A 12,985-nucleotide genomic window follows, 5' to 3' on the forward strand; every position below is an offset into this window, starting at 1 on the left:
TCTTGTGACCCTCACGGTGTGGGTGTTCGTGCGGACCATCCGCGGGGCTCCGCTGGGTGGACCGGCACTTCTCGCTCTCGCCGCCGGCGGTGGCGCAGGGAACATCTGGGACCGCATCAGCCGAGCCGCGGACACGCCGCTGGGCGGAGAGGTCGTCGACTTCATCGCGGTCGACTGGTTCGCGATCTTCAACGTCGCCGACATCTTCACCACCTGCGCCACCGCCGGCGGCGAGAGCGAGAAGTGCCGGTCCACCCAGCGGAGCCCCGCGGATGGTCCGCACGAACACCCACACCGTGAGGGTCACAAGAATGACGATCAGTCCGACCGCCAGTGCAGGTCCCAGCTCGGAGCCCATCCCGAAGGCGACGCCGGGGTTGAAGATCAACTCGAACCGCGCTCCGAGAGCGAGCTCGATCGTGCGTCCGTCTTCCAGCGCTGTCAGGGCCCAGCTCTTCGTGAGCTGATCAAGACCGAACGCGGCCGCAATCAGCGCAGCGATGAAAGCCACTCGGAGGACGAGCCTGCGCGTGGCGGGCATCAGAACAGCTCGAGGAGTCGAGGCAGAACACCCGACTCGATCAGGATGAACAGACCCAGGCCGATGAATACGGCAGGCACAAGCCAGTGCTCGACCCTCTCCAACAGCTCGGTCACCGTCTTGTTCGTGCCGACGACGCGAGCGATCAGGCACCACACCGCGACGAGGAGGAAGAACACGATGATCGTGACCACCGTGTCCGCGATCGGGCTCGTGCGGAATACGGGCGTGTAGAGGGAGATGTTGTCCGCGCCGTTCGCGATCGTGATCCCCGCAACGCCCAGCAGCCCGACCGCACTGATCGAACTCTCGTCATCGTCGTCGTCATCATCGCCCCTGCTGCGCAGGGTGCGGATGAGCCCGTACAGACCGATCGCCAGCGGGATCAGGCCCAAAAGCCCCACCCACTCATCCGGGATGATCGTCAACCCGGCGGCGGCAACGACGCTGATCGCGACGAGAGTCGCGAAGCCGAGGTACTGCCCCGCCACAACCTTCCAGCCCGGCAGCGAGCCACGGGCGGACGCGAGGAACAGCACCGTCAGAACCACGATGTCATCGATGTTCGTCGCAGCGAACAGTCCGATTGCCGCCGCGATAGTGCCGATCACGGCGCCACTTCCACGCCCCGACGGACCTCCGATGCGGCAGCGTCCACGTCACGTGCGCTCCGTGCTTCCGCCCCGAACGTGCCGCACAGATCCGCTTGGAACCCCGTCGCCTCCAAAAGTGCCTCAGCGGACTCGAGAAGATCGATCAGCTCCGGACGGGCCAACGAGTAGAACACCTGCCGTCCCTCTGCACGCCCCACGACCAGGCCGCACTCGCGCAGGCAGCTCATGTGCTCAGAAGCCGTCGACTGCGCCACGCCCAGCTCCGCCACTAGATCACTGACCCGAGCCTCACCATGCTGAAGTCGCCGCACGATCTGGAGACGCTTCGGGTCGGCCAAAGAGTGAAAGAGGGAGACGGCGGCAGAGGTGCCCCGCACGTGATCAATCGGCATGCACCGATGTTATCGACAGAAATCGATTTGAGCGACCACTGCCGAGGTGTTCGCGAACGATCGTTTACGAGACGGTCGAGCAGCGCGGCGGTCCAATCGGCGCGCCGTGTTCCACGGCCCGTGTCCGAGAGCTATGACCCGCAACCTACGTTCGCAGTACAGTCAGGCCTATGGCTTCGATCGGATACGCGCGCGTCTCGACCAGAGACCAGAACCCCGACGCTCAGACCGATGCGCTCACGGCAGCCGGCTGCGAGAAGGTGTTCGTCGAGCACGCCTCCGGAGTACTCGCGAAGCGTCCCGCGCTCGAGGACGCTCTCGACTACCTCCGCGAGGGTGACTCCCTCGTCGTGACGAAGCTCGATCGCCTCGGCCGGTCCGTGCGGAACTTGAAAGAGGTAGCCGACGGCCTCCAGCAGCGCGGCGTCGGACTGAAGGCGCTGTCTCAGGGCATCGACACCACCACTCCGGGCGGCCGGCTGTTCTTCCACATGCTCGCCGCGATCGCGGAGTTCGAGCACGACCTCATCGTGGAGCGAACCCACGACGGCCTTGCCGCCGCTCGAGCTCGCGGACGTAAGGGCGGCGGGCGCTTCAAGATGACGCCGACGAAGGCGAAACAGGCGCGTGCGATGTACGACGAGAAGACCTACACGGTCCAGCAGATCGCCGACACCTTCGGCGTGTCTCGCGGCACCATCTACCGCCACCTCACCGAAGACCACTGAGAGCCGCCGCGACGAGCGTCGCGGTTCACAGACCCGAGCGAACACCGGCCTCTGGCCGGCGGCGGTGTTGAGCGCTGTGCGCATTTTTGCCTGGAAGCCTTCGGCAGCGTACGGGCCTCCAGTGTCCGCGCAAGCCGCTGCGCGGCCGGCTCCTCCGAGGTTCTCGGCACGCGGTCGCTGCGCTCCCTCACATCGCGCCGACAACCTCTCCTCCTCCGCCCTCCGGGTTGCGCTCCCGCCCCCGACCCTGCTCGGCACTACGTGCCTTCCAGGCAAAAAAACGCTGGGAGAGAAGGAAGAACAGGCGAGCCAAACCATCCCCGCTGGCTTGACAAATCTGATTGAGAATCACGGTCGGGTTAGCGCTCGACAGCGAGTCCCACGCCTCGCCGGCGAGGTACGCCTCGACCAGGTCGTCCTGCGTCTCGGAGGGAACGCCGTACTCCGAGAGGAACTCGCGGGCGATGACGACCTCCGAGTGCTCGGCTTCCGTGCTCGCGCTCGCAGGCGCGGCTCCGGTGAGAGCGAGTGCGAGGACGGCGATCCCCGCCATCAGCTTGGATCTGAATCCAGACATGAGTGTCTCCGTTTCTTGTTCCGGGTGGAACATTGCGTGACAAGGTACTGATGGCGTGCACAGGTGGCCAAGGCTTCGGAGTACGGTGGCGCGTTCGCTGCGCCACAGACGCGATTCTCGCCGCGCCGTGTGCCGGTGCGCGGGGGCCCTGCGCCAGTTCGTGCCGCGGTCCCGTCCGTCTCCGTAGGCTCCGACGCATGTCAGATCAGGTCCAGGCCGGAGTTCAGCACGGAAATGTGCGGGGGATTCTCGCCCGTCGGTGGTTCGCGGTCGCGGCCTCCCTGGTCTTCGCCTTCGGCTGGCTGCTGATCCCCGGAATCGGCTGGCCGATCGGCGCCGTTCTGGTCCTGTGGAGCTCGTCGTGGACCGCCGCCGAGAAGAGCTCGGCGCTCACGATCCCACTGGTCGCGGCCGCGCTGGTCGGCAGCGGAGCGGGGCTCGTATTCGGGCTGCACGCCGTGCCGAGTTCGAGCATGACGATCTGGACCGCGGTGTGTGCCGGGCTGCTGGCGGGAGGCGTGACGAGCGTCGTTCTGGGGGTCCGGCTGTGCGCCGGGGCACTCCGCAGGCCTGCAGCGTCGGGCGACCGCTCGCTGTCCGGGGCGGCCCCTGCGCCTCGCGCGCACGACGTCAGCTGACGGGAGGGGGCGTCGGCTCCTGAGGGAGGCCGCCCTGTCTCAGCCGGGGTCGTGCGCACCCCGGCGGAGGCGAGCGCCTCGACGGCTCGAAGGGCGCAGGTCCGCCGGCGTCCTCGCGCGTCGGCAGGTCCCGCTCAGCGCCCGCCGGCCCCGCTCGCGTCGTAGCGGAGCCGCACCAGCTCCGAGCCCGGCAGAACCGTCGCGTCGAGGAGGCGCAGCCCGTGCTGCGGCACCCCGGAGTAGAGCGGCGTGCCGCCGCCCGCGAGTCCGGCGCCGACGAGGACGATCAGCTCGTCCACCAGACCCTGCTCGAGGAGCGGATTCCAGGTGGTGCCGCTGCCGAACATCAGCAGGTCGCCCCCGTCGCCCTGCTTGAGCCGTCCGATCTCGGCCGGACCCTGCTCCCGCGGCACGATCCGCGTGGTGGCGGCCCACGGCGCCGCCGGATCGGGAGCCAGGGAGTCGCTGATCACCAGCGCGTCGAGCGACGTGACCAGCCGCGCGGTCTCGTGCTCCCGCTCGCCCGCCGTTCCGTCCGCGGCGACGGCGCTCCAGCTGTCCCAGTTGTCGCGGAACCAGCCGCCGCCGTAGACGAGCGTGCCCGCGCGGCGCAGCAGCTCGAGGTTGTGGTCGTTGAACGCGTCCTCGAACGGCAGCGCCGAGAGGTCGTGCCCGGGCCCCTCGAAGCGGCCGTCGAGCGAGGTGAGGACGGAGACGACGAGCCTGCTCATGCGGGGGATGCTACTCAGGCGGGGGTGCCGGGTGAAGGGGCGCGGAGGGCCGCGAGCCGGAGGAACAGCGGCGGGGGCAACTCGCCCGGCAGGGGTGTCCGAGAAGCGTTGGCAGCGGTGTTCCCGATCACCTTTCGATACGCGGCTGGATAGTGTCGAGCCGGGAAAAGGCGTCTACGGGGAACAGGTGAGGGTGATGGTCGAGCGACCGGAGTTGGCCACGGCGAAGGAGAGAGTCGCACAAGCTGCCGGCGATCTGAGCAAGCGTGCGCGGAGCGCTACGACGCAGGTGATGGAGCAGGCCGGCGATCTCCGCGAAGCAGCCGCCGAGAAGTTCGGCCCGCGGAGCCTCCAGTCGTACGAGGAGGTCACGGCCGAGTACAACCGCGCCTTCACGGCGATGAGCGACGACGGGCTCTCCCTCCTCCGGCAACGCGAGCGCTCCACCGACCTGATCGCTCTCGTCGAGCTCGTGGTGAACAGCATCGCCAACACGCCCAAGTCCTTCAGCAGGGACTTCGAGCAGATCGAGCTCGACAGAGCCCGGTTCCTGGACGCCGAGGAGATCGCCCGCGCTGATCTTGTCGCTGCACGGAAGTCCGCGGCGGGAGCGGGCGCCGGTGTCACCGCCGGAGCGGCGATCGCGAGCGTCGCGCCGACCGCCGCCATGTGGGTCGCCACCACGTTCGGCACCGCGTCGACCGGGACCGCGATCTCGACCCTGTCCGGTGCCGCTGCGAGCCAGGCCGCCCTGGCATGGCTCGGCGGCGGAGCCGTCGCTGCCGGTGGCGGAGGGACCGTCGCGGGAGGAGCGCTGCTCGCGCTGGCCGGCCCGGTCGGCTGGAGCCTCGCAGGCGCCGCCGTCCTCACCTCGGTCGTCCTGTTCACGAAGAAGAAGTTCGAGAATCGCGAGACGAAGCACGAGATGCTCACCGCCGTGATGCGGAACATCGCGCAGGTGCAGGCGATGGACGCGCAGATCGACGACCTCCTCCAGCGCACCGCCTCTACCCGAGAGCTGCTTCTGAAGGTCTACGGCGAGGCGCTGCCGTTCTTCGGGGCGGACTTCGCGACCCTGGCTCCCTCCCAGCAGTCGCAGCTCGGCGCGCTCGTGAACGTCGCGAAAGCGAGTGCGGCACTGCTGAGCGCCCGTGTGGAGCAGGCCGCCGACGATGCCTGATCTCGCCGACGTCGCCAGAAGCACTCACGAGCAGGCCGTCGCCGCCTGGGTGGGCTACCTGAACCAGGTGCGCGTCGATCGCCTCATGGGCGCCCTGAGCAGGCAGGACCAGAACCTCTCGACGGCTCTCGACCATCTGGATACGGCCCTCCTGCACATAGGCGACGTGGTCTCGTCGAACCGCGGTGGAGTGAAGGGCGCGCACGGATTCATCGCCGAGGTCGCCGAGGTCGGCATCGGCAACGCCCGTGCCGCTGTGCTCGGGGAGACCGGCGGCAACGCCTGGGTGAACGACAACGGCCCCGTCGATCTGATGCGGAACGGCCTGCTGATCCAGCAGAAGTTCTCCGCCGCCGGCGGGCGGTTCGGCCTCGGCGCGATCACGGAGCACCTCGAGAGGTACCCGGACTTCGTGAGGAACGGCGGCAGGTACCAGATCCCGAGCGACCACTTCGAGGTCATCCAGAAGCTGCACGCGATGTCCGCCGAGGATGCGGCGAAGGTCCTCTCTCGCAGCGGGGACGGCCCGTCCCTCCGCGACTGGAACCGGGTGAAGACGTTTTTCTCGAGCGAGACGATCGACATCGCGGCACTCGAGCCCTCCCGGCTGGAGTACCGCGACGTGCAGCTCGGTGCGTACACCGACACGTTCGCGGCGGAGGAGGGAAGGATCACGGCGACCGACGAGGCCGCCCGCACGGCTGCCGTTCGGGAGAACCGGGCGACGGTGCGCCAGGGCGCTCAGGTCACCGTCGTCGCCGCCGGGATCGAGGGTGGGACCGCGTTCGTCTCCGCGGTCCTCGCCAAGCGCCGCGAAGGCACGAAGCTCAAGGAGTTCTCGGCCGACGACTGGAAGGACATCGCGAACGCCTCCGGTCTCGGCGCGGTGAAGGGCGGTGTCCGCGGTCTCACGATCTACTCACTCACCAATCTCACTGCGACGTCGGCCGCCACGGCGAACACGGTCACGACCGCCGCGCTGGGGATCGCGGGCCAGGCGAGCAGGCTGCGAGCGGGCGACATCTCCGAGATCGAGTTCATCGAGAACTCCGAGATCCTCTGCCTCCAGGCCGGCATCAGCGCGCTGTCCTCGGTCGTCGGGCAGGTGCTCATCCCGGTCCCCGTCCTCGGCGCCGTCATCGGCAACACCGTCGGCTCCGTCATGTTCAGCGTCGCGTCGTCCTCGCTCTCCGCCCGGGAAGAAGCGCTCATCGCCGGATATCTCGAGGATCAGCGCTCACTCGATCAACAGCTGGCCGCCGACTACGCCGATCTCCTGGCGAAGCTCGAGACGAGCATGCTGCACTTCATCGACATCCTCGACCGGGCGTTCTCTCCCGACATCGAGGTCGCGCTTCTCGGGGCGATCGACCTCGCGGCCCGAGTCGGGGTGCCCTCGGAGGAGATCCTGGACACCGACGAGAAGGTGAACGCGTACTTCCTCGACTAGGTGCCTGCGGGGCGGGGCCGAACGTCGTTCGTTGGGGGGCGTTGTGCCGACCTGGTTCCACGGGTTCCGGATGGTGCTGCCGGTACGCCCGCCCCGCACCCGTCCTCACATCGCCGCCCCCAGCGCGTCCCGCAGCGTCGCCCGCGCCCGCGCGTGCCGGCTCCGCACGGTCGCGGCGCGGAGGGACAGGATCTCGGCCGCTTCGGCGAGGGAGAAGCCGTCCCAGTAGACGAGGGTGATGATCTCCTGGTCGACGGGCTTCAGCTGCGCGATCGCGGCGCGGACGTCCTCCGCCGCGTCGTCGGCGGGTGCGGGCGGAGTGATGCGGAGCTCCTCCGCCAGCCGCTCGACGAGCGCGCTCCTCCGGGTCGCGGTGCGGCGCTGGCCCGAGAGCACCCGCCGCGCGACGCCGAACGCCCACATCCGCGCGCGCGTCTCGTCCTCGGGGATCGACCGCTCCTTCCGCCAGAGGATCAGGAGGGTGTCGCTGAGGAGGTCCGCGGCGTCCTCGGGGCTCGCCGTCCGCCGCGCGAAGTAGCGGAGCAGGTCCGGCGCCTCCCGCTCGACCAGGGCCGTGATCTCGGCCTCCCGGTCGCGCGCGGGGGAGCGGACGACGCTGCGCGCCATGGACGGCGCCGCCTCGCCGGCGCTCATCACAGCTCTCCCGTGCAGTCGGTGCTACCGCCCAGGCCGCCGTCGCCCTCGACGATCACGCCCTCGGGGATCGTGTCGAGGATGTGGTCGTCCGCTGCGGTGATCCAGGCGCGCCAGCGGATCGTCTCCTCCGAGAGGCCGGGGCCGTCGCTGTTCATGTCCGAGGCCAGCCAGACGGGGTCGGTCGTGTAGGCGAGCGCGTCGTCGTGGATCCGCTGGCCGACGCCGCTCCAGTCCTGCGCGCGGAGGTAGTCGGTCGCGGAGGTGGTGACCTCGCGGTAGTCGATCTCGCCGTTGAAGTAGTCGATCGAGCACGACACCGCTGAGCCGGAGTCGGTGGTGTAGGTGATCGGGATCGTGAAGTCGGGGACCGAGCGGACGTCGGTGCCGGCGCTGGTCGCCAGCACGAGACCCGGGACGAGGAGGACGGGAGCCGCCAGCCACCACGCCCTCGACCGCGCGGGACGGCGGGGCGCGCGTTCGCGGGTCTCGGCGATCACGCTGTGCAGGGCGGTGCGGACACCGGGCGCCCGGTCGTCGGTCGCGGGGTCGCTGCGGGAGAGCAGGTCGTCGAGTGTGCGTCGCGTCATCGGGTCCATCCTTCGTCGGTCGAGCGTGTACCGAGTACGTGGCCGGGTGGGGCCCGAGCGTTGCACGGGACCTGACGGGAGGAGTGAGCCGAGCCGGTCGCGCGCGCTCACTTCTTAGAACTCCTTCGCGAGGACCCGTCAAAAGGCGCCATATTCGGCTTCACCCCGGTCCTTTTCTCATCGGTTATGGCCCCGACAAGGGGGGCTCACTTCTCTATGGCGAGAGGGAGGCCGACCTATACGTTCATCTTCGGAAGCCCGCGCGGAATGCGTGCTCCCCTCCGGAGTCTGGGGCCTCCGCACTCGCTGCGACATCCGTGTCGTTCGTCGTGTCGACGTTTCGCTCATCTCCACGATCGACAACACGATTGAGAAGCAGAACCATGGCTTTCACGACCCGGCGGCGCCGTCCCTCACGGCACCGAGCGCCGTCGCGCCTCGGAATGCGGGCCGTCGTCTTCGCGACGATCGGCGCTCTCCTCGTCGGATCGTGGGGGCTCGGCGACGTCTCCGCCTCCTCTTCCGCTCAGGCCGCGAACCAGGCGGATCCGGTCGCCGGCGACGCCCCCGCCCTTCTCCCGACGCCGGTCGCACCGACACCGCCGACAGCCCCCGAGGCTGATCCGGCACCCGCTCCGTCGGCACCCACTCCGTCAGCGTCCGCCCCGTCGACGTCCGCCCCGCCCGCACCCGCCGAGGCCGCGGAGTCGCCGAGTGCCACGGCGGAGGAGCCCGCTCAGGACGAGCCCGATCCCGCAGCACCCCGCGGCGCCGCAGAGACGGAGCAGCCCGTCGAGACGGCGCCGGCCGGATCGGCGCCCGCTCCCACGGCGGCCTCGGACGACGATCAGGAGTCGGACCGCGGACCACCCGCGACGGCGCGAGCAGCGGGAGGCTTCTCCACACTCGCCGCCGGCGTCGCCGAGGCCCCGCGACAGGTGTGGACGGAGACCTTCGAGCAGGGCCTGACCGCCACCCCGAGCGCGCTCACCGCCTACGCGAACGGCCGCTACACGGCAGCCACCGGCTGGTCGACCGCCACGAACTGCACCGGCGTCCTGGTCAACTACACGGCGCCCTACCCCAACTCCGCCTTCTGCCCGACCCGGCCCCTCCTCACCGTCGGCACGGGATCGTCGGCCGCACGCGAGACCCGCCGCATGGCGGACGTCCTCGGACAGGTGGCGGCCGGAGTGCCGGGGTCCACCTCCAGCAGCGCCCCGGCCAACGGCTCGAACACCGGCACGCAGGCGAACCACGCCCTGGTCGAGTACCCGTACGCCGCCATCACCGGCGGCACGACCGTCGCCCAGAGCGCCGCGGGGATCGGCGTCTCCGCTCCCGCCGCCCGCTACTACGCCGTCGGCATGAACGCCGCCGGCGGGCAGTGCGGGACGAACAACGCGTCCCTCTCCCTCAACCTGGTGTCGGGCGGGTCCACCGTCCTCACCGGATTCGCCGCACCGGTCGTGCCCTGCGCCGCGACCGGCGGCGTGTTCTACACGTCCCCGACCCTCCCGCTGGTCGGCGGGCTCGGCTCGCTCGTCGATCCCGCGCTCCCCGCCTCCGCTCGCGCCGCCGCCTACACCGGCACGAGCACCGCGCTCCTCACTCCGGCGCAGATCGCCGCGGCCCAGGTGCAGCTCGTGAACACGGTCACCGGCACGGGAAGCGCCTTCGCCGTCGACGACCTCCGCGTGCTCGACGTCACCCCCGCGCTCGACGCGGCCTTCACGCAGGCGGTGCCGACCGCGACGGTGCCGACCACGCTGACCTACACGGTCACCAACACCAGCGACCTCCTCGCGAAGGCGGACTGGCGCTTCTCGACCGCTCTCCCGGCCGGCCTCGTCGTGGCCCCGACGCCTGCCGTCGGAGGGTCCTGCACCGACGTCACCGGAACGGCGTTCGCCGTGACCGCGGCCGCCGGATCCTCCACCGTCTCGACGGTCGGCGGCGACCTCGCCGCGGGCGCGACCTCCTGCACGATCTCGGTGGACGTGGTGGCCGCCGCCGCCGGGACGTACAGCACCGGGACCACGACTCCCACCGGCCTCATCGCCTCCGCCCCCACGTCGGTGACGATCCAGGCCGCGACGACCCTCACCGTCCGGAAGAACCTGCCGGTGCGCAGCGCCACGGGCGACCAGTTCACGCTCTCGGTGCGCAGCGGCACGACGGTCCTCGCGTCGGCCACGACCACGGGCACCGCCACCGGGATCCAGGCCGCGCAGATCAGCCGCCTCACCGTGCAGTCCGGAGCGACGTACACGATCGCCGAGGCGCAGACCGCGGGCGCGGGCCTGGGGTACTCCAACAGCTACGAGTGCTCGCGCGGCGGCACGGTCATCGCCTCCGGAGCCTCCGCCGCCGGGTCGATCACGATCCCCAGCGAGGCGGGAGCGGAGGTGCTCTGCACCTTCACGAACACGGTGCAGACGCCGCGCCTGTTCTGCGACACCGGCCGCTTCTACTCCCTCACGGCGGCCGGCGCCCTGCAGCAGGCCGACATCGTCACGGGATCCCTGACCTCGATCGGCAGCTGGTCGGGGACCGCCGAGGCCAACGCGCTCGGCGTCGGTGCGAACGGCGCCTTCGCCTACGCGCTGGACCGCTCGTCCGACGCGACGGACGTCGACGCCGTCCTCAAGTGGACGCCGGAGGCCGGCTTCCAGAGGATCGCGAACAGCGCGTACACGACCGTGGCCGGCGGAGCGCAGGTGACCGGCAGCATTGTCGCCGGCGCGGTCGACCTCCGGACGGGCCGGTACCTGTTCGGCAGCTTCGCGAGCGGCCAGTTCTACATCTGGAGCTTCACGGAGGCCAACCCCGTCGCCACCCGGTTCGCCCTCGTCGGCTCCTTCCCCACCTCCGGAACCCCCAACGGCAACGGCGACATGGCGTTCGACGCTCGCGGCAACCTCTACGTCGTCGGCGCGGGCTCGGTCAACAACGCCAGCAGCGCTGCGATCTTCACCGTGCCGGCCGACGCCCTGGCCGCGGCGACCGGCGGCGCCCTCCCGGTGAACACCTCGATCGCGAAGGCCGTGACGGGGACCGACGCCGCCTTCGCCAACATCAACGGCATCGCCTTCTCGCCGCGTGGAACCGTCTACCTCGCCAACGGCGACGTCGCCGCCGCGAACGGTGTCCCGGCCATCCCCGGCAGCGCGTACGAGTTCGACGTCACCACCTGGACCCGCGTCAGCGGCACGCCGCGCGTGAGCGTCAACGCCGTCGACCTCTCCGGCTGCTCCTCGCCGGCCACGATCACCGTGCAGAAGAGCGTCGTCGGGCGCCTGGCCGCGGCGGACCAGTTCCAGCTCACGGCCTCCGCCGGCTCGCCGGTGACGCCGTTCGCCACGGCCACCACCACCGGCGCCACGACCGGTCGCCAGACCGCGCAGATCGGCCCCTTCCCGACGCCCATCAACAGCACCGTCACGGTCTCGGAGGCGATGGCGGCCGGCTCCGCCTCCCCGATCACCGCCTACACGAGCATCTACGAGTGCTACGCGGACGGCGTACGGGTGAGCACGGGCTCGAACCCGACCGGGACGGTCACCCTCCCGAACCGGCTCGGCGTCAACGTCACCTGCACCTTCTTCAACTCCCCGCGCCCGGCCTCCACCGTGCGGATCACCAAGACGATCCGGGACGCCTCCGGGACCACCCGCCCCGGCACGGACTGGACCGTCGGCACGACGGCGACGGCCACCGCCGGCACCGTCGCCCTGCTGCCGGAGCAGTCGCCCCGCCAGCAGACGGACGCGGCGGGCCAGGCCACCTGGACCGTCCTGTTCGGCACGGAGGCGTCGCGGGCGACCCTCACCGTCTCGGAGGTGCAGCAGACGGGCTTCGCGTTCGTCAGCGGCGCCTGCACGGTCAACGGCGCCGCCCGGGCCACGACCTTCTCGCAGTCCGGGACCGTCATCAGCGCGAGCCTCACCGGCATCGCCTCCGCGGCGGTCGTCGAGTGCTCGATCGTGAACCGGCCCACCGCCTCCCTCACGCTCGTGAAGACGGTGAGCTCCGGCAGCGCGCTGCCCAGCGACTGGACCCTCAGCGCCACTGGTCCCGCCGGAGCCCTGCCCGGGCCGAACGGCCGCGCGGGCTCCTCGAGCGTGTCGGCGATCCCCGTCACCCCGGGTGCCGCCTACCGGCTCGCCGAGACGGGCGGCTCCGCCACCTCCGTGCAGACCGGACCCTGGCAGTGCCGCACCGACACCGGCGCCGCCCTCACCGTGAGCGCGGCCGGAGACGTGACCCCGACGAACGGCGCCGCCGTCACCTGCACCGTGGACAACGCCAGCGCGACGATCACCCTGGTCAAGCAGGTCCTGCGCCCCCAGACCGGTTTCCAGGCGGCCGACTGGCGCGTCACCGCGACGCCCGCCGCACTGGCCGGAGCGACGCTCCCGACGGAGACCCGGGCCGGCGCGGAGTACGTCGCCGCAGGCAACCCGGCGAGTACCTTCGAGGTGCGACCGGGCCACGGCTACACGCTGTCCGAGGCGGCGACGGATCCGACCCGCCGCCTCGCCTACCAGGAACTGCGTCTCGAGCGCCTGACCGGGACGACGTGGTCCCCGGTCGCCTCGCGGACGATCACGGCCCCCACGGCCGGTCAGACGGCGGTCTACCGCTTCGTCAACGCCCCCGTGGACCCCACACGCCTGCCGCTGACCGGTGGCGCCAGCACCGACGCGTTCCTCCTGGGCGGGGGGTCGGTGCTCACTCTCGCACTCGGCCTCCTCCTCTGGGAGCGGCGCCGGAGGCTGCGAGGCCCCTCCCGGTGACGCCCCGACCGAGAGCCCCGGCGCTCTCCCGCAGACCCCTTCCCGCACACCTTCGACTCCACGACACCAGCACTCACGACCTCAGTAGGAG

At 70.6% G+C, this 12,985-nt stretch carries 11 protein-coding genes and 2 pseudogenes; 6 read left to right on the forward strand and 7 right to left on the reverse strand.

All coding sequences use genetic code 11. The features are described 5' to 3' along the window. Nucleotides 1-28: 28 nt before the first annotated feature. Nucleotides 29-163 (forward strand): annotated as a pseudogene (locus tag C5C82_RS11900) (hypothetical protein); the annotation flags it as partial. Nucleotides 164-271: 108 nt separating this feature from the next. Here C5C82_RS11900 and C5C82_RS18080 read toward each other — a convergent pair. The 3 genes and pseudogenes from C5C82_RS18080 to C5C82_RS11910 all read right to left on the reverse strand — a co-directional run. Further along, nucleotides 272-541 (reverse strand): annotated as a pseudogene (locus tag C5C82_RS18080) (signal peptidase II); the annotation flags it as partial. Next, nucleotides 541-1,152, reverse strand: a complete 612-nt coding sequence (locus C5C82_RS11905) for a cadmium resistance transporter (RefSeq protein ID WP_055794455.1) — start codon at nucleotides 1,150-1,152, stop codon at nucleotides 541-543. The pseudogene C5C82_RS18080 and the gene C5C82_RS11905, both read right to left, overlap by 1 nt. Beyond that, on the reverse strand, nucleotides 1,149-1,547 hold the full coding sequence (locus C5C82_RS11910) for a helix-turn-helix transcriptional regulator (protein ID WP_055794452.1): 399 nt from the start codon (nucleotides 1,545-1,547) through the stop codon (nucleotides 1,149-1,151). The genes C5C82_RS11905 and C5C82_RS11910 overlap by 4 nt, the downstream gene beginning before the upstream one ends. A gap of 170 nt (nucleotides 1,548-1,717) precedes the next feature. Here C5C82_RS11910 and C5C82_RS11915 point away from each other — a divergent pair, with 170 nt between their 5' ends. Then, a complete protein-coding gene (locus C5C82_RS11915; protein ID WP_104256092.1) occupies nucleotides 1,718-2,275 on the forward strand; it encodes a recombinase family protein in 558 nt (185 codons plus the stop codon). Nucleotides 2,276-2,462: 187 nt separating this feature from the next. On the opposite strand, the gene C5C82_RS11920 is transcribed toward C5C82_RS11915, so the two are convergent. Next, on the reverse strand, nucleotides 2,463-2,852 hold the full coding sequence (locus C5C82_RS11920; protein WP_104257770.1) for a hypothetical protein: 390 nt from the start codon (nucleotides 2,850-2,852) through the stop codon (nucleotides 2,463-2,465). A 197-nt stretch (nucleotides 2,853-3,049) separates the two neighbouring features. Between C5C82_RS11920 and C5C82_RS11925 the strand changes: the two genes are divergently transcribed. Next, nucleotides 3,050-3,490 carry a hypothetical protein gene (locus tag C5C82_RS11925; protein WP_146078440.1) on the forward strand — a complete coding sequence of 147 codons (441 nt, stop codon included), beginning with the start codon at nucleotides 3,050-3,052 and terminating at the stop codon, nucleotides 3,488-3,490. A 134-nt stretch (nucleotides 3,491-3,624) separates the two neighbouring features. On the opposite strand, the gene C5C82_RS11930 is transcribed toward C5C82_RS11925, so the two are convergent. Next, nucleotides 3,625-4,221, reverse strand: coding sequence for a dihydrofolate reductase family protein (locus C5C82_RS11930; protein ID WP_104291927.1), 597 nt, complete (start codon nucleotides 4,219-4,221; stop codon nucleotides 3,625-3,627). 292 nt (nucleotides 4,222-4,513) lie between these two features. Here C5C82_RS11930 and C5C82_RS11935 point away from each other — a divergent pair, with 292 nt between their 5' ends. Further along, nucleotides 4,514-5,401 (forward strand): hypothetical protein, encoded by an 888-nt coding sequence (locus C5C82_RS11935; RefSeq protein ID WP_219812565.1) that lies wholly within the window; start codon nucleotides 4,514-4,516, stop codon nucleotides 5,399-5,401. Then, entirely contained in the window at nucleotides 5,394-6,851 is a 1,458-nt protein-coding gene (locus tag C5C82_RS11940) for a hypothetical protein (protein WP_104355131.1), read from the forward strand. Before C5C82_RS11935 ends, C5C82_RS11940 begins: the two co-directional genes overlap by 8 nt. A 105-nt stretch (nucleotides 6,852-6,956) precedes the next feature. Here C5C82_RS11940 and C5C82_RS11945 read toward each other — a convergent pair whose 3' ends face one another. Both C5C82_RS11945 and C5C82_RS11950 read right to left on the reverse strand, forming a co-directional pair. Beyond that, the gene (locus C5C82_RS11945) at nucleotides 6,957-7,478 is read right to left on the reverse strand and encodes an RNA polymerase sigma factor (RefSeq protein ID WP_104233024.1); all 522 of its coding nucleotides are present in this window, start codon (nucleotides 7,476-7,478) and stop codon (nucleotides 6,957-6,959) included. A gap of 26 nt (nucleotides 7,479-7,504) precedes the next feature. Beyond that, entirely contained in the window at nucleotides 7,505-8,095 is a 591-nt protein-coding gene (locus C5C82_RS11950; protein ID WP_104355132.1) for a hypothetical protein, read from the reverse strand. 383 nt (nucleotides 8,096-8,478) lie between these two features. Here C5C82_RS11950 and C5C82_RS11955 point away from each other — a divergent pair, with 383 nt between their 5' ends. Beyond that, nucleotides 8,479-12,894: an LPXTG cell wall anchor domain-containing protein gene (locus C5C82_RS11955; RefSeq protein WP_146085989.1), complete on the forward strand. Its 4,416-nt coding sequence runs from the start codon at nucleotides 8,479-8,481 to the stop codon at nucleotides 12,892-12,894. The last annotated feature ends 91 nt before the right edge of the window (nucleotides 12,895-12,985 follow it).

The organism is Rathayibacter sp. AY1D5, assembly GCF_002932515.1.
Taxonomy (GTDB): Bacteria; Actinomycetota; Actinomycetes; order Actinomycetales; family Microbacteriaceae; genus Rathayibacter.